Source organism: Mucilaginibacter sp. SJ, assembly GCF_028993635.1.
Lineage (GTDB): Bacteria > Bacteroidota > Bacteroidia > Sphingobacteriales > Sphingobacteriaceae > Mucilaginibacter.
Genome location: NZ_CP118631.1, coordinates 3,383,450 through 3,399,411, shown reverse-complemented (window position 1 = coordinate 3,399,411; position 15,962 = coordinate 3,383,450). Strand labels below are relative to the sequence as shown.

The 15,962-nt window shown below is 43.5% G+C and carries 14 protein-coding genes; 3 read left to right on the top strand and 11 right to left on the bottom strand.

Translation table 11 applies throughout. The annotated features are described in order from the left end of the window. Positions 1-52: 52 nt before the first annotated feature. Together MusilaSJ_RS13545 and MusilaSJ_RS13540 are read right to left on the bottom strand one after the other, a co-directional pair. Positions 53-829: a GDSL-type esterase/lipase family protein gene (locus MusilaSJ_RS13545; protein ID WP_274990422.1), complete on the bottom strand. Its 777-nt coding sequence runs from the start codon at positions 827-829 to the stop codon at positions 53-55. A 31-nt stretch (positions 830-860) separates the two neighbouring features. Beyond that, positions 861-2,978, bottom strand: coding sequence for a prolyl oligopeptidase family serine peptidase (locus MusilaSJ_RS13540; protein ID WP_446725137.1), 2,118 nt, complete (start codon positions 2,976-2,978; stop codon positions 861-863). Between the two features lie 342 nt (positions 2,979-3,320). Here MusilaSJ_RS13540 and MusilaSJ_RS13535 point away from each other — a divergent pair, with 342 nt between their 5' ends. Continuing rightward, positions 3,321-4,076 (top strand): hypothetical protein, encoded by a 756-nt coding sequence (locus MusilaSJ_RS13535; RefSeq protein WP_274990420.1) that lies wholly within the window; start codon positions 3,321-3,323, stop codon positions 4,074-4,076. A gap of 114 nt (positions 4,077-4,190) precedes the next feature. On the opposite strand, the gene MusilaSJ_RS13530 is transcribed toward MusilaSJ_RS13535, so the two are convergent. After that, positions 4,191-4,538 (bottom strand): hypothetical protein, encoded by a 348-nt coding sequence (locus tag MusilaSJ_RS13530; RefSeq protein WP_274990419.1) that lies wholly within the window; start codon positions 4,536-4,538, stop codon positions 4,191-4,193. An 11-nt stretch (positions 4,539-4,549) separates the two neighbouring features. Next, positions 4,550-4,792 (bottom strand): hypothetical protein, encoded by a 243-nt coding sequence (locus MusilaSJ_RS13525; protein ID WP_274990418.1) that lies wholly within the window; start codon positions 4,790-4,792, stop codon positions 4,550-4,552. A 115-nt stretch (positions 4,793-4,907) separates the two neighbouring features. Here MusilaSJ_RS13525 and MusilaSJ_RS13520 point away from each other — a divergent pair, with 115 nt between their 5' ends. Continuing rightward, complete coding sequence (locus MusilaSJ_RS13520) at positions 4,908-5,654, top strand: UDP-2,3-diacylglucosamine diphosphatase (RefSeq protein ID WP_274990417.1); 747 nt, start codon at positions 4,908-4,910, stop codon at positions 5,652-5,654. A gap of 321 nt (positions 5,655-5,975) precedes the next feature. Beyond that, a complete protein-coding gene (gene prfA / locus MusilaSJ_RS13515; RefSeq protein WP_091167385.1) occupies positions 5,976-7,049 on the top strand; it encodes a peptide chain release factor 1 in 1,074 nt (357 codons plus the stop codon). A 205-nt stretch (positions 7,050-7,254) separates the two neighbouring features. Here prfA and MusilaSJ_RS13510 read toward each other — a convergent pair whose 3' ends face one another. The 7 genes from MusilaSJ_RS13510 to MusilaSJ_RS13480 form a co-directional block, all read right to left on the bottom strand. Further along, positions 7,255-9,528 carry a Tex family protein gene (locus tag MusilaSJ_RS13510; RefSeq protein ID WP_274990416.1) on the bottom strand — a complete coding sequence of 758 codons (2,274 nt, stop codon included), beginning with the start codon at positions 9,526-9,528 and terminating at the stop codon, positions 7,255-7,257. Between the two features lie 242 nt (positions 9,529-9,770). Further along, positions 9,771-11,117, bottom strand: coding sequence for a DUF58 domain-containing protein (locus MusilaSJ_RS13505; protein ID WP_274990415.1), 1,347 nt, complete (start codon positions 11,115-11,117; stop codon positions 9,771-9,773). 8 nt (positions 11,118-11,125) lie between these two features. Further along, complete coding sequence (locus tag MusilaSJ_RS13500; RefSeq protein ID WP_274990414.1) at positions 11,126-12,103, bottom strand: AAA family ATPase; 978 nt, start codon at positions 12,101-12,103, stop codon at positions 11,126-11,128. A gap of 2 nt (positions 12,104-12,105) precedes the next feature. Further along, positions 12,106-13,287, bottom strand: coding sequence for a DUF4350 domain-containing protein (locus MusilaSJ_RS13495; RefSeq protein WP_274990413.1), 1,182 nt, complete (start codon positions 13,285-13,287; stop codon positions 12,106-12,108). Continuing rightward, on the bottom strand, positions 13,284-14,048 hold the full coding sequence (locus tag MusilaSJ_RS13490) for a DUF4129 domain-containing protein (RefSeq protein WP_274990412.1): 765 nt from the start codon (positions 14,046-14,048) through the stop codon (positions 13,284-13,286). Before MusilaSJ_RS13490 ends, MusilaSJ_RS13495 begins: the two co-directional genes overlap by 4 nt. Before the next feature lie 7 nt (positions 14,049-14,055). Then, complete coding sequence (locus MusilaSJ_RS13485) at positions 14,056-14,928, bottom strand: hypothetical protein (RefSeq protein WP_090534838.1); 873 nt, start codon at positions 14,926-14,928, stop codon at positions 14,056-14,058. Then, positions 14,929-15,891, bottom strand: coding sequence for a stage II sporulation protein M (locus MusilaSJ_RS13480; protein ID WP_274990411.1), 963 nt, complete (start codon positions 15,889-15,891; stop codon positions 14,929-14,931). Between the last annotated feature and the right edge of the window lie 71 nt (positions 15,892-15,962).

The following is a 15,962-nucleotide window of genomic DNA, read 5'->3' as shown; positions in this document are numbered from 1 at the left end:
TTTCGGCTTTGTGCTTTAGCTTTCATTTAAGAGATGTAAAGCGCCAAGTAATTTATTTAAAATAGCGCTTTATTATTTTATTGATAGCCGTGCCCCAAAACTCACCTAAAGCTTCGGCTCCTTTTTTATTGGGGTGGAGGTAAAATGTGCCCTGCTTGCCGTTCTCAGGGATGAGATCGGTTAAATGATTTTTTTCGAAATAGGCGAACGCTTTGGTATCGCCCACAAAAACCTGTTTGGGATTTGTGGTTGCATATGTTTTTACAAGCGCATCTATCATTGGTACATAACTTTGCAGCCTGTTTAAACCTTCCTGCAAATATTTTGCGCCGTTGTATGTGTTAGGGCTATACCATAGCGGATGCTGGAAAATGATAACCGCTTTCGGAAAATCGGCTAAAAGTTTATCAGCTATGGTCTTTAAATTTTTTTGATAATCTTCGGGCGATACGGGCGCGCCATGCGGCCCTTGTATGGCACTGTCATTTGTACCCAGTTTTATCGAAAATATCAGTAAGGCATCCTTATTGGTAAACGCGCTGGCGGCTTCTTCAACTTTGGCAAAAGTACCTGTACCTGGCAAAAAATCGAGCGTGGTGTAGCCGCTATGGCCCTGGTTACTGAAACTTACTGTGTCCAGGTTATTTTGTTTTTGCAGATAAGCTGCTGCTGTGGCCGGCGGCGCTTCAGTTACCGCATCGGCCAGTTGCACACCCTGGGTTATGCTGTTGCCTATAAATACAATGTTTAAATTTGGTTTTTTATGCTGCGCGAATGTTATTGCCGAGGCAACGAATAACAGAACAACAGCTAACAGGTATTTTTTCATTTATAAATTGAGTATTGAAATTAAAAAATCGTTACCACTTTATCCCCATATTCCAGAACATGAAAGCCCATTTATCAACCTGGCCATTGATGAGCTGGGCTGTACTTTGTCCTGCTCCGTGGCCGGCATTGGTTTCAATGCGGATGAGTGTTGGCGCAATACCCTGCTGGTATTCCTGTAGGCGTGCCGCAAATTTAAAGGAGTGGGCAGGTACCACGCGGTCGTCATGGTCGGCCGTGGTAACCATGGTAGCAGGGTAAATACCCGGTTTAAGGGCATGGTACGGTGAGTAGTTATATAGGTATTTGAACATTTGTTCCGAATCTTCGGCGGTGCCATAATCATAACTCCAGCCAGCCCCGGCGGTAAATTTATTATACCTGAGCATATCCAGCACACCTACAGCAGGGAAAGCTACTTTAAACAAGTCGGGACGTTGCGTTAACATAGCGCCAATAAGCAGGCCCCCGTTTGAGCCGCCTGAAACCGCGAGGTAATCTTTCGAGGTGTATTTATTTTTGATAAGATATTCGGCCGCGGCAATAAAATCATCAAATACATTCTGTTTTTTTAGCTTGATGCCTTTGCGGTGCCAGAGCTCGCCATATTCGCCACCACCACGCAGGTTGGGTACGGCATAAATACCACCATGCTCAAGCAATATGATGTTTGATGTGCTGAAAGCAGGGGTTAAGCTAACGCCAAAGCCTCCATAGGCGTACAACAACGTTGGGTTTTGCCCATTAAGCACCGTCCCTTTTTTATAGGTGATGATCATCGGGATCTTTGTTTTATCCTTTGAGGTATAAAACACCTGTTTTGATTCATACTGTTCAGGATCAAACTTTGCCCCCGATTTTTTATAGACGGAGGAGGCGCCGGTTTCAATATCCAGCTTAAAAATAGTTGGCGGGTATATATAATTGGTAAAAGTGTAATAGGTAACCTTCTCTTCTTTTTTTGTGCCGAAACCCGACGCGGAGCCTATTGATGGCAACTGGATAGTACGTTCAAGCTTGCCATCCATATTATATTGCTTGATCAGGGAGGTGGCATCCTGCAGGTATTCGGCAAAAATTTTACCTCCGCCGGTGGTGGCGCTTAATACGTTTTTAGTTTCGGGGATCAGGTTTTTCCAATGGGTGATACCCGGTTCGCCGGCATCAACAGTAACTATTTTAAAATTGGGCGAGTAGATATTGGTGAGAATATAAAGCTTGTTCCCCACATTATCCAAAACGCTGTGCTGGTTATCAAAATTGTTCACAACGTTAATGATCTGGCTGCCGGGTTTACTTAAATCCCGGATATAAAGTTCGTTGCCGGTTGTTGAAGTGGCGGCTGTGATCACCAAAAAGCGTTCATCCTCGGTAAGATAAGCTCCTATGTAACGGCGGGGGGGTTTATCACCGCCGAAGATCAGCCTATCGGTACTTTGAGGTGTGCCCAGCTTATGGTAATAAAGTTTATGAAACTGTGTCATACCCGAAAGCTGGCTGCCTTCTGTCGGCTTATCATAGCTGCTGTAATAAAAACCATCGGTACCATGCCATGCCAGTCCGCTGAATTTTACATCTTTCAGGGTATCACCAACAACGCTTTTATCTTCGGTATTGATAACGATAACCTTGCGCCAGTCCGAGCCTCCCTCGGAGATCTGGTAGGCTGCCAGCTCCCCGTTTTTGCTAAACTCGATGCCTTGTAACGAGGTAGTACCATCGGCAGAGAATTTATTGGGGTCAAGAAAAACTTCGGGGGCGCCGTTATCGCCTAATTGGCGATATAGCACATTCTGGCTTTGTAAACCATCGTTTTTATAAAAGTAAATGTATTTGCCTTCCTTAAAGGGGGCGCTATATTTTTCGTAGTTCCATAAAAACTCCAGGCGTTTGTGTATGTCGGCCCGGTACGGGATCTGATCGAGATAGTTGAACGTTACCTTATTTTCGTCCTGTACCCAGGCTTTGGTATCGTCGGCATGATCATTCTCCAGCCAGCGGTATGGATCGGGCACCTGTGTGCCAAAATAGGTATCAATAACATCAATTTTTTTTGTTTTGGGATATGGAAGTGTTTTTATAGTCATTTGTGCATGTGTATAGCTGCAAAATAAAACAGCTAATGCTAATAAACAGAACGTTTTTGTCATGGTTGTTTAAATTACAGGCAACTAAAGATAGCCATTCAGGTTACATTGCCGCAAGGCAATAACGGATCAAAAGGTTAAAAGTTGTTAATTTTACACCAGGTTGCTGTTTAATTGCCCGGGGCAGGCTATATTAGCGGCGTGAAAAAACTGTTGTAAAATAAGGGCAAATTATTAAAAATTAACCCCTTTAACTTTTTTCAGTTGATAACCGGTGTGATTTTTAACCCCGAAAGGGGATCTGATTATCATACAGTATCAATAATAATGCGTTTTTTTACACGTTTGCTTTGCGGTTAAGGATGCAGCGGCAACTTACGGTAATACAGTTACATAATAACAAACATGAAACAAACCCTTACTTTTTTTACAGCAGGCCTTTTAATGCTGCTGGCGTTTACTTCAAAAGCTCAGGATACCAACGATAAAGATGACGAAACCAAAGTAAAACTTAAACCTTATGTTGGGTTAAGCATGGGTATTTCATATCCTTTGGGTGATTTCAAAAAAACAGATTACAGTAATAATAAATCGGGCTTTGCAAACAGGGGCGTTACCTTCCAGCTTGACGGTGCATATTACCTGTACAGGAATTTCGGGATCGGCTACACTTTTTCGTACCAGGACCAAAGCAATTTTTCATATGATGACGACCTGATACTATCACAGGGGTATACTACCGATTTCAAAGCCGACGAGGGAACTGTTACTGCTGATAAACGTTACCGCAGCTTTAACTTGCTGGTAGGCCCGCAATATACTTTTGTATGGCACAGTTTATCATTTGATGTAAGGGCATCGGCAGGCGCTATCAAAAGCCAAACATCGCCATTGTTAACCATATCTGTTACCGGCGTTGATGCACAAAGCGGCAGTATAACCCAGCAAAGTGCCAAAGGTTATGCCTTTGCTTATGGCGGCAGCGCGGCAATCAGGTTTGATATGGGCGCCGGCTGGGGCTTGTCCCTTAAAGGCAATTATGTTAAATCACCGGGATATGATGTAACCACAACCGGTCGTACGCTTAATGTGGGCCGTTTGGTAACCAAGCAGCCAATTACTGAAGGACAGCTGGTATTTGGTTTGTATAAAGCTTTTTAAGCCAAAAGCTGAATGTATAAAGCTTAAAGCTATAGATTTAATAAGGATCCTCTTATAAACGAGAAAAGCAGATCATCGATCTGCTTTTCTCGTTTATAAGGCGTTGATAGCTTGTTAGTTAACCGTGATTTGCTCTGGTTTGTCGGCTACGATTTCGGGCTGGCCTTTAAAAAGTTCAAATGTGCCGGTTGCACATACGTATTTTCCTTTTATGGCAGATAGGTCAAGCTTTATTGTGCTGCCTTTTACAGCTATGGTATATTTTTGCCTTGGGTAAACTGCGCCCATGTTCAAAAGGGTAAGCGTGTCGCTCACTGCTTTGTACGAGTAAACGGTATCGCACAAAGTGCCTGTTTTGCCTATATTGGCCTTGAAATCAGTCATCGTAAAGCCTTTTGACTGTGCAGATGCCTTACCGGCAAAAACAACCATGATCAAAGCCGGCAGTAATAATTTTTTCATTGCTTAATATATCAGTGCTTTGGCGATTGCTGGTCTTCGTCATTTTTATCCGGAGCAGGAGCATAGCCATCCTCAAAATTTAAAGTAAATGACGATTCGGATGCGCGGCTGGCTGTATTTAATCCGGCAACATCCGGTTCGCTGTTATCAATTATTTCGTTGCCGGTATCCTGACCTTCATTCTGCTCATATTCATTGCCGGGGTCTTTATCTTCCCGCGCATCGTCAAGATTTGGGTTTTCGGGGATTGCCATAATTTTAATGTTTAATGTATGCTGAATAACCACTAAGGTACGCTGTTGTTTGCTGGTTGTTGTGTAACAATCTTTATCTTTTCTGTTTGGCTGTTAAAACGTATTTTTGCCGGATATGCCGGTTCGCGACAAACTCTATTTTGCTTCTGATGTTCATTTAGGCACAGGCACATATGCTTCAAGCCGCCAACGCGAAGATAAAATAGTGCGCTGGCTCGACAGTATTAAGCATGATGCCGCCGAACTATTCCTGGTTGGCGATGTTTTCGACTTCTGGTTTGAATACAAAACCGTGGTGCCCAAAGGCTACATCCGTTTCCTTGGCAAACTTGCCGAACTTGCCGATGCCGGTGTAAAGCTTTACCTGTTTAAAGGCAACCACGATATGTGGATGTTTGATTATTTTGTAAATGAACTGGGCGCAACTATTATCAGCAATGAATTAAAAATTGAGCGCGGCGGAAAGAAATTTTTCATTCATCATGGCGATGGGCTTGGTCCGGGGGATAACTTTTATAAGTTTTTAAAAGGTTTTTTCAGGAGCCGGTTTTGCCAGTGGCTGTTTGCCCGCATTCACCCAAACCTTGGCGTGGGAATAGCCAATAAATGGAGCCGCCACAGCCGGGATACCAATGCAAAAAAAGAAAATCCAAAACCGGGGGAGCAGGAATGGCTGGTAAATTTTTGCCGCGAAGAATTAAAAAACAACTTTTACGATTACCTTGTTTTTGGCCATCGCCACATGCCGCTTGATATTCAAATAACCCCTCAAAGCCGTTATATTAACCTTGGCGAGTGGATTTCATACTTCTCTTATGCCGTTTTTGATGGTAATGAATTGAAACTGGAATATTTTGTTTAGTTCATGGGGAGAGTTCATAGTTAATAGATCATGGTTCATGGTGTTCTGTAGTTTAAAGGCCACCGCTTTGTCCGAGTTAATCGGGTTTAGACTTTTGCTATGGTCCATGAACTATGAACCATAGGTCGCAGCGATCTATGAACTATGAACCATGATCTATAGGCTATAAAACAACTTACAATCCGCTGAATTAAAATATGCAGTAAAATGCGTACTTTTGTGCACTTTTTTGCAGTAAGCCTGTAAGCCGCCCGAAACTTCAAATCTTTCATAAGCCGGTTCAATATCAAACAGTTTTAGCTGCATCATTATTTATAAAATATGTTAGATAAATTAGAGCTGATATACGAGCGCTGGAAAAACGTTGAAGGTGAATTGAGCAATCCTGAAGTGATGCAGGATATGAAGCGTTTTGCCCAGTTAAACAAAGAATATAAAGACCTTGCCAAAATTGTTGATGAGTATCATATATACCGCAACATTATGAGCAATATCGAAACCAATAAAGAGATCCTGGCTACCGAAAAAGATGAAGAGTTTCGTGAGATGGCCAAAATGGAACTTGACGAACTGCTTGCTCAACAGGAAGTAAAGGAGGAAGAAATTCGCCTGATGCTGATCCCTAAAGATCCTGAAGATTCGAAAAATGCTATTGTGGAGATTCGTGGTGGTACCGGTGGTGATGAGGCTGCCCTTTTTGCCGGCGATCTTTACCGCATGTATATGCGCTATTGCGAAAAACGTGGCTGGCGTACCGAGCTGGTGGATTATACCGAAGGCACCAGCGGCGGTTATAAAGAGATTGTATTTAACGTAAACGCCGAAGACGCTTACGGAACCCTGAAATATGAATCGGGCGTACACCGTGTACAACGTGTGCCTGATACCGAAACACAAGGCCGTGTACATACTTCAGCAGCTTCTGTAGTAGTACTGCCCGAGGTTGATGAGTTTGATATCGACCTTCAGGTTAGTGATATCCGTAAAGATCTTTTCTGTGCTTCAGGGCCTGGTGGTCAGTCGGTAAATACTACCTATTCGGCTGTGAGGTTAACCCACATCCCTACAGGTATTGTTGCCCAGTGCCAGGATCAGAAATCACAATTAAAAAACTACGATAAGGCTTTACAGGTACTACGTTCGAGAGTGTATGAAATGGAGCTGCAAAAGCACCTGGAAGAAACATCTAAAAAACGTAAAACCATGGTGTCAACCGGCGACAGGTCGGCCAAGGTACGTACCTATAACTATCCACAAGGCCGTTTAACTGAGCACCGCATTGGTTTAACTATTTATAACCTGCCGGGCGTACTTAACGGTGATTTACAGGAGATCCTTGAATCGCTTCAGTTTGCTGAAAATGCTGAGAAGTTGAAAGAGGGAACAGTAGCGTAAGCTATAATCAGATATTAAATAGAAATCCCCAGCCTGATGGTTGGGGATTTTTTGTTTAGGAGAAATCTTTAAGAGCGAATCACGTTAAAGAGAGGGCTTGTCACCCTGAGCCTGTCGAAGGGTCGTGCGCAGAGGCCTACCCACCATGCTTCGACAAGCTCAGCATGACACCCATTTGAATTGTTGTTGCTGGCACGAACGCATATTACAACTTAAACTTACCTTTCAACGCAGCCAGCTTCAAAGCCATATCGGTTTCCGGTTCTTTTTCAACCCTTTTATTAAAGTTAGGCTTATTGTTATTACCCTGCGGCCGGCGATCATCGTTTCTGCGCTGGTTGGGTTCGCTTTTGTCGTTCTCTTTCATGGATAGGGCAATACGCTTGCGGTTCACATCAACCTCGGTAACAGTTACCTCAACCTTTTGATGTACTTTCAGTACCTCGTTAGGGTCTTTAATGTAACGGTTGGTGATCTGGCTCAGGTGAACAAGGCCATCCTGGTGAACGCCGATATCGACAAAAGCACCAAAGGCTGTAATGTTGGTGACGATGCCCGGCAGCTTCATGCCAACTTTCAGATCGCCGATAGCATTTACACCTTCTGTAAAGCTGAAAGCTTCAAACTGCTCGCGCGGGTCGCGGCCCGGTTTGGCAAGTTCGGCCATGATATCATTCAGGGTTGGCAAACCAACGGTTTCGGAAACATATTTTTGCAGCGGAATGCTTTTGCGCAGGGTTGGGTTGCTCATCAGGTCTTTCACCGTACACTTCATATCAGTAGCCATTTGTTCAAGCAAGCCATAACGCTCCGGGTGAACTGCACTGGTATCCAACGGATTTTCGGCATTGTGGATGCGGAGGAACCCTGCTGCCTGTTCAAATGCCTTATCGCCCAAACGCGGAACTTTTTTCAGTTGCTCGCGGCGTTTAAAAGCGCCGTTCTGGTTGCGGTATTCCACAATGTTCTGCGCCAGTTGCGGACCAAGGCCTGATACATAAGCCAGGATCTGTTTTGAGGCAGTGTTTAACTCAACGCCCACGGCGTTCACGGCGCTGATTACCGTGTCATCTAATGAGGTTTGCAGCTTGTTCTGGTCAACATCGTGCTGGTACTGACCTACGCCAATCGATTTTGGGTCGATCTTTACCAGCTCGGCCAATGGGTCCATCAAACGGCGACCGATAGATACGGCCCCTCTTACAGTGACATCATAATCCGGAAATTCTTCCCTCGCCACTTCAGATGCCGAATAGATAGAAGCACCGCTTTCATTAACCATTACAATAGTCACGCCCGGTAAATTCAGGTTGCGAACAAATACCTCTGTTTCGCGGCCAGCGGTGCCGTTACCTATAGCAATAGCCTCGATATTATATTTCTGGAACAGGTGCTGTACTGTTTTTTCGGCTTCACGCGCCTGACCCGCACCCGTGTGCGGGTAAACGGTGGTATTTTCAAGCAGTTTGCCCTGTTCATCCAAACAAACCAGTTTACAACCTGTGCGGAAACCCGGATCAAGCGCCATTACGCGTTTTTGACCAAGCGGCGCGCTCAGCAATAGCTGGCGGGCATTCTCTGCAAATACGCGGATCGCTTCTTCATCGGCTTTCTTTTTGGTAAGCAGGCGCACCTCTGTTTCCATCGATGGTTTTAACAGGCGTTTGTAGCCATCGGTGATAGCCAGGCGGATTTGTCCGGCAGCCGGGTTGTTTGCCTTGATAACTGAATTTTCCAGTATCTCCAGTGCTTCATCTTCTTCAGGTTTCAGGTCGAGCCATAGGATCTCTTCCTTTTCGCCGCGTCGCATGGCTAATACGCGGTGCGATGGCGCTGTTTTAACAGGCTCAGTCCATTCAAAATAGTCTTTGTACTTAATGCCTGCCTCTTCTTTGCCTTCAACCACTCTTGATGCGAAAGTGCCTTTTTCAACAAACAGTTCACGGATTTTGGTACGTATTTCAGCATTTTCGGCTATGGTTTCGGCAATAATATCCCTTGCGCCAGCTAAAGCTTCTTCAACGCTGGCTACGCCTTTTTCATCGCTGATGTATTCGGCAGCTATCAGTTCGGGGTCGATATTTTTTTGTTCCAATAAAACATCGGCCAATGGCTGCAGGCCTTTTTCACGGGCTGTAGTAGCGCGGGTTTTGCGTTTTGGGCGGTACGGAAGATAAAGGTCCTCCAAAGTAACCATCGTTTCTGCTTCGTTGATCTGTTTTTCAAGCTCGGGCGTTAGTTTGCCCATATCTGTAAGCGATTTCAGGATAGCCTCACGGCGTTTGTCCAGCTCGCGCAGTTGCTGTACACGATCACGAATAGTGGCAACCTGTACCTCATCCAAACTGCCGGTAAGTTCTTTACGGTAACGGGAAATGAACGGAACGGTAGCTCCTTCATCAAGCAAGCCTACCGTAGCGGTAACCTGTTTCTCAGCTACAGAAAGCTCTGCAGCTATTATTTTATAATGAATACTCATAATCAAAATTCGGACTGCGAAGTTGAGGGAATAGGCTTACAATTCAAAAAAAGATTGCTAACAAAAAGTTGAAAGTTTTGATTGGGCTATTGCTGGCAATGTAAATATAGGGTACATTTTGTTTGCCGGCAGTTTTAAATTGTCTCTGTAGACTAAACTCCCTGATGTTAAAAATTATCCCGATAAGTAATATTAGCGCAATGGGTAATTGCGTAATGACAATTCGGGTGATGTATGGTTATCTATATCTTTTGCTTCGCCTTTATTTCCAGGTAGCGGTTTACTGTGTTTATGGTAAGATTTTGGGGGGATGTTAGTATCGATTGAATGCCGTGGCTGGCCAGCTCTTTAACCATCAGCTTTTTATCGTAAGCAAACTTTTCGGCAATGGTTTTTATGTAGATGCCTTCAACGTCTTTGGCCGGTTGTTCGCTCAGGGCCTTTAACTCGGTATTTTCAAAAAAAACTACTAACAGCAAATGAAATTTAGCTATCCGGCGTAAAAATGGCAATTGCCGTTGTAATGCGGGTAAGCTTTCATAATTGGTAAAGAAAACGACGAGGTTGCGCTGCTTTAATACCCTGCGTGTTGTGATATAAAGCGCCTCCATATTGGTTTCCAGGTAACGGGTTTTCTCCTTGTATAAAACCTCCATTATCTTATTAAGCTGTGCGTAATTCTTATCAGCAGGGACAACCGAACCTATTTTCTCGCCCACAGTAATTAACCCGGCTTTGTCCTCTTTAAGCAGGGCAACATTTGATAGTACAAGGCTGGCGTTAATGGCATAATCCAACAAGCTTAGCCCTTCAAAAGGCATCCGCATAACCCGTGATTTATCAATGATGCAGTAAACGTGCTGCGATTTTTCGTCGGTATAGGAGTTAACCATCAGGTCGCCGCGCCGCGCAGTGGCCTTCCAGTTTATGGTGCGATAATCATCGCCAGGAACATAGGATTTTACCTGTTCAAATTCCATACTGTGGCCAATCCTCCTGATTTTCTTAATGCCTATCTCGGTGAGCCGGTTTGATATAGCCATCAACTCATACTTACGCATTTGTAAAAACGAAGGATAAACGGGCAAAGTCTCAGCCTGCTCAAAATTGTAACGCTTAGATACCAGACCAATAGCCGATCGCACAAAAACCCGGATAAAGCCAAATTCATATTCGCCGCGGCGTGTTGGCCTCAGTATGTAATTAATCTTCTTACGTTCGCCGGGAGCAAGGGTTGTAGCAAACCAAATATCACGTTTCTGAAACTGTGCGGGGATCTCATCTATAATTCCGGTGTTAATCCTGAAACTATACCGGTTTTCGATATAAATACTAAGTTCGTTTTCGTCGCTGTTGCTTAAGCGTTCGGGGGCAAGGCGTTTGGCAAATACGCCATCGGCAACACGGTAAAGTATAAACAGATCGGCAATTAATAATGCCAATAAGAAGTAAAAAGCGATGTCGGGCACAATGCCCAGCCAGGGGAAGAAAAACGAAAGTAAATACAATACCACGCAGGCAGCAACCGCGCCGAATAAACGGTTAGTTAAAAACAAGTTGGTATAAAATAGTCGGAATAGTTTTTTCACGCGCTTTACTATCGTGGCACTTCAATTTTTTGTATTATCTGGGTTATCACCTCATCGGGCGTTACGCCTTCCATCTCCTTATCAGGCGTTAACATAATACGATGGCGCAGCACAGGGGCGGCAACATAAATAATATCATCGGGGGTAACAAAATCACGCCCCCTGGTTGCAGCAAGCGCTTTGGCGCCATTAACAATAGCCAGCGACGCACGCGGCGAACCACCCAGCTGCAGGGATTTGCTGTTACGGGTTTCGTGGATGATTTTAGCCGTAAACTCCAAGATCTTATCTTCAACATGCAGGGCCCTTACCTGGTTGCGCAACTGGTTAATATCGGCAGCGGCGAGTAAAGGTTGTACCTGGCTTAGCTGATCGGTTGTTTTTTGCTGATGCTGACGACTAAGGATAGTTATTTCTTCTTCAAGTGTCGGATATTTCACTTCTATCTTAAACAAAAACCTGTCAAGCTGGGCTTCAGGCAGGCGGTAGGTACCTTCCTGCTCAACCGGGTTCTGTGTTGCAAAAACGGTGAATGGCTCTTCCATTTTATAGCGGTGCCCGTCAATGGTAAGCTGCCGTTCTTCCATTACCTCAAACAAAGCCGATTGTGTTTTTGCCGGTGCACGGTTGATCTCATCTATCAGGATAATATTACCGAAGATGGGCCCTTGTTTAAATTCAAACTCGGTTGTTTTAGGGTTAAAAACAGAGGTTCCCAGGATATCTGATGGCATCAGATCTGGTGTGAACTGAATACGGGAGTACCGGGCATCTATAGTTTTGGCAATAAGCTTTGCGGTAAGTGTTTTAGCAACGCCCGGCACACCTTCAATCAGGATATGCCCATCGGCCAGGATCCCCGCAATAAGCAGATCGATAGAATCATGCTGACCTACGATGATGGTTGCCAGCGTGGCTTTTATTTGCTCAACAGCAGTGCTTAACTTAGATAGATCGGTACGTTGTTCAAAAAATTCGTTTTCCATATTTACCTGGATTGGATATAAAATTGTTCAATAAGTTGGTTGAGCCTGATGAGCTCCTGATCTGTTACAATGTCATGAGTACTGATGAAGATAAATGCACCGGACAATTCACGGGCAAGATCTTCGGTTGCACCGGTACGGTTAACCAGTTCTTCTACAAATTCGGGACCTGGCCGGTTTGCTTTTATCCGGTAGGTTTCGCGTATAAAAGCCCAGAAATACTGCATTTTTTTCCGGGCGATGTTGATGTTGTCCCTTCGTTCGTAGTATACCTGCCCTACTACATTCACGAAATCCACAGTTGAGTTTTCGAGCGGTTTAATAATTGGAATGATCCGCTGACGCCTTTTTGCCTCATATAGCACAAATATCAGCAAGCTAAACAACGTCAGATAGTAAGCCGCTTTCAACTGCGCATTCCCAAGGAATACCCTCATCGGCGAGTCATTCTCACCGGTACCCTGGGTATAATATTCATCCCAAACTATCTCCGGCGTTTTCTTTACCATGGATAAAGCAGTAGAAGTCCATTCGGCCCCCTGAGGCTTTAACAAGCTGTAGTTAGTGAACATACCCGGATTGGGCGTTAAATACAGGTTGCCTTTCCCCATCGGATACTTCAGTAAGTTGGCCTTATGGTCGTCCGTTTCACCTATAACTACTGCATGTGCGGTATCAAATTTATCGTAATAGCCTGCCGTTAAACCTTTATCAACAAAATAATTCACCTCGGGCGACAGGGCCGGGTTTACAAAATGCATTAACGTATGAGCATTTCCATTAACCGCAAATTTATTAGTGATGCTTATTTTAAGTTCCTTTTCGAAATCGGCCCCTAAAAATCCGGCGGCGATAAAAACGTCATTACCGGCAGTAATATATTGTTTAAGCTGTTTAAAATCGGGCTTGGTAATATTGAGCCCCCCGGCTATGATAATGTATGATGATCCTTTGATGGAATCTTCGGTAATAGTATTGTAAATGGCCTGGCGTTTAGGTTTGATCACGGCTCCGGGAAAAATATCCCGGGCACGCTCATAAAGTACCCGCGTACCATATGGGATTTTATCGGTATTGCTGAACGTAGGCGTCCAGTTAATATCTTTGGGCTTGTTCATGTTTGCTACTATGTAAACAGTAAACAAAGCTGTAGCTATTATAAAGTAAATCTTAAGGTCCTTCATAACAGCTGCTTTTTAAAGTTTTGAAACAACTGGTTTATATTGCCAAAAGCAGCACCATCTATATTAAAACCGCCATACCATACATATTCAAACTGCCGGGTCAACGACACAAAAGACTGCCGTACGGATGGATTGTTTAATTCGTACACATATGCTGAATTGGTTTTTTCGGGCAGCCATTGGATAAGACCGTTATCACTGAGCTGTTTTAAACTCCGCAGATAAAGCAGGCGAACAGCCAGCCGGTAGTTATGATTTGAAATTGCCTTTTCAATCTCCTCATCAAAATTAATTTCGTGGATATTCTCTGCCGATTCGGTATAGGCCAGCGGTGTTTTACGGGACTTGCCCAGTAACAGGTTGCCCATATCCATACCCAAAAGTTTCATGATGAAGAAAATGATCGCACCTACAGCCAGCATCAAAAAGAAGTACTTTAAAAAAGTTCCAAAGCCGGGGCTTATACTTAAGCTGCCAAATAAGGTACGCCAAAACCACATCCAAAACCTATCCCAAAACGACAGCTCATTGCCTATACTTTTATCGTTATACTGATATTCCTTGTCGGCCCGGTATTTATCAAGCGCGTCTTCGTTAAAACGGCGTACGTTAACCTTCGAGCTATCCATACGCAAAACCGGGGGCTTTTTTTTAGCAACGGTATCTGTTTTTAAGGGGATAGCCTGTCCGCCAACTTTAGCCGCAGCCGGCTCGAGGGCAAAGCATAACAGTATGAACAGGATTAGTATCGGTTTAGGCATAACTCAATTAGTATTGTTCGGCAGGCAGATCGTCGGCTTTATCGGCATGTGTGCCAAATGCTTCTATACGCTCTAAGATCCCGGTTCCGTCTTTTCTTTCCTGGAGGCTAAAATAACACAAGGCAATGGCTATGGTTGGAATAGCATAAGTAAGTAGTAAAATATTTTGAAGCATACTGAAAAATATCACTGCTGCTATTGAAAGATATTTAAAAGAAACGAGGATCCGCAATGAGGCAACAAGCATTAAAGGTATACTGGCAATTGAATTACTTACACTTACTATCAGCGAGCAAACAAATATGATCCCAAAAACCATCCACCAGTGATCTTTTATAAGCCGGAAGCCTTTATTGAATGAGTATCCAAATGAGGCATTCTCCATGATCATGGTAGGCAAAATAAGGTAAAATATCGGCGTAAGATATATGCCTGGTATTATACAAAATAAAAAACCGAAAATGAGCAGGATGAATAATAAAAGACCACTCCCTAACGAACGGAAAAAGTAATATTTAAAATAACCCCAAACGTCTTGTGCCGTTGGTTTATCTCCTTTTTTTTCAAGATAAACTGCGACAAAACACAGGGTGGTAAGGTATATAAAAAATTGTGCCAGCATCATCACAAAACCGTTTGCTGCAGCACTTATACCCACTTTGAGGGTGCTGTTATAGTCGCCTTTAGCGCCTGGATCAAGACTGTCATAAACAGATAATTGTGAAAATGCAGTGGCAACAGTACCAACCAGCACAAAAAAGCCGCAGATAACGAGTAATGACGAAAAAAGCGGTTTGAAATTCTGTTTCAGGAAGGTGAAGGTGTCATTTATTATTTCGCCAAAATCACGGATCCTCCTCAGTTCAATAATATATTTCATTTAATGATCGGTATTAATATAGTTTAGGTTTTTATTCAGTTTTGCAGGATAAAGTATCACGTACCATATCATGAACAGTAATGATGAGGCTAATATAATAATACCTAACCAAACAGGCATTTCGGTATGGCGCGTTACAAAGCTTTCAAAAAAAGCGGCTAATAATATGATGGGAATAAGGCCTACTGTAATTTTCAAGCCCTCAAGCGCCCCTTTTTTTAATGATTGCAGCCGGGTATACGTTTTGGGAAACAACAAACTGTTACCAAGTACTAAACCGGCACCACCGGCCACAATAAACGACGACATTTCAAGCGTACCATGGATCCAAATCACCAGTATGGATTGGATTCCCAGTCCCTTGCTAAAAAAATAATACTGAAATGAGCCAAGCATAACGCCGTTCATTAAACTGGCGTATAATGAACCAACAGAAAAAAATAAGCCCATCACAAAAAAGCGCAGTTCGACATACACATTATTGATGGCTATCTGTAAAAACATCAGCCCCGAAGAACTGCTTTTATATACACCGAAAGGATCACCTTTCGCGATGTTATCATTGGTCATGTTCACATAATCATCGCCAAGGATAAGCCGTACAAAATGATTATCGTATTTGGCCGAAAGCACTCCCATACAGGTAAAAACCGCAAAGAAGATAAGCGAATACAATAACTGCCTGCGATGCTGAAAAAAAAGCAGCGGCAGTTCGTATCGCCAGAAAGCTGCAAACCTGTTACTTTTTTCCTTTTGATTTTTGTAGATATCCTGGTGAAACGTTGATGCAAGCCCGTTAAGGTACTTTGTTGTATTTGACTGCGGAAAGAAAGTTTTGGCGTATGCCAAATCATCAGTAATGGCTATAAATGCGGCAGCAAGCTCATCCGGATCGGTTGGCTTATTGGTTTCATAGGCCTTCCATTTTTCGGTATTTTGTTTGATAAACAGCGCCTCACGCATTTTAAAAAGCAGGTTTTATTTTTTGTTAAAATACTCACAAATCTTTAATATGCAATCATATTTTACACTAA

Bases quoted from the DNA above. Each gene is read 5' to 3' on its own strand.
- MusilaSJ_RS13545 (WP_274990422.1), bottom strand. From the start codon at position 829: ATGAAAAAATACCTGTTAGCTGTTGTTCTGTTATTCGTTGCCTCGGCA.
- MusilaSJ_RS13540 (WP_446725137.1), bottom strand. From the start codon at position 2,978: ATGACAAAAACGTTCTGTTTATTAGCATTAGCTGTTTTATTTTGCAGC.
- MusilaSJ_RS13535 (WP_274990420.1), top strand. From the start codon at position 3,321: ATGAAACAAACCCTTACTTTTTTTACAGCAGGCCTTTTAATGCTGCTG.
- MusilaSJ_RS13530 (WP_274990419.1), bottom strand. From the start codon at position 4,538: ATGAAAAAATTATTACTGCCGGCTTTGATCATGGTTGTTTTTGCCGGT.
- MusilaSJ_RS13525 (WP_274990418.1), bottom strand. From the start codon at position 4,792: ATGGCAATCCCCGAAAACCCAAATCTTGACGATGCGCGGGAAGATAAA.
- MusilaSJ_RS13520 (WP_274990417.1), top strand. From the start codon at position 4,908: ATGCCGGTTCGCGACAAACTCTATTTTGCTTCTGATGTTCATTTAGGC.
- prfA (WP_091167385.1), top strand. From the start codon at position 5,976: ATGTTAGATAAATTAGAGCTGATATACGAGCGCTGGAAAAACGTTGAA.
- MusilaSJ_RS13510 (WP_274990416.1), bottom strand. From the start codon at position 9,528: ATGAGTATTCATTATAAAATAATAGCTGCAGAGCTTTCTGTAGCTGAG.
- MusilaSJ_RS13500 (WP_274990414.1), bottom strand. From the start codon at position 12,103: ATGGAAAACGAATTTTTTGAACAACGTACCGATCTATCTAAGTTAAGC.
- MusilaSJ_RS13495 (WP_274990413.1), bottom strand. From the start codon at position 13,287: ATGAAGGACCTTAAGATTTACTTTATAATAGCTACAGCTTTGTTTACT.
- MusilaSJ_RS13490 (WP_274990412.1), bottom strand. From the start codon at position 14,048: ATGCCTAAACCGATACTAATCCTGTTCATACTGTTATGCTTTGCCCTC.
- MusilaSJ_RS13485 (WP_090534838.1), bottom strand. From the start codon at position 14,928: ATGAAATATATTATTGAACTGAGGAGGATCCGTGATTTTGGCGAAATA.
- MusilaSJ_RS13480 (WP_274990411.1), bottom strand. From the start codon at position 15,891: ATGCGTGAGGCGCTGTTTATCAAACAAAATACCGAAAAATGGAAGGCC.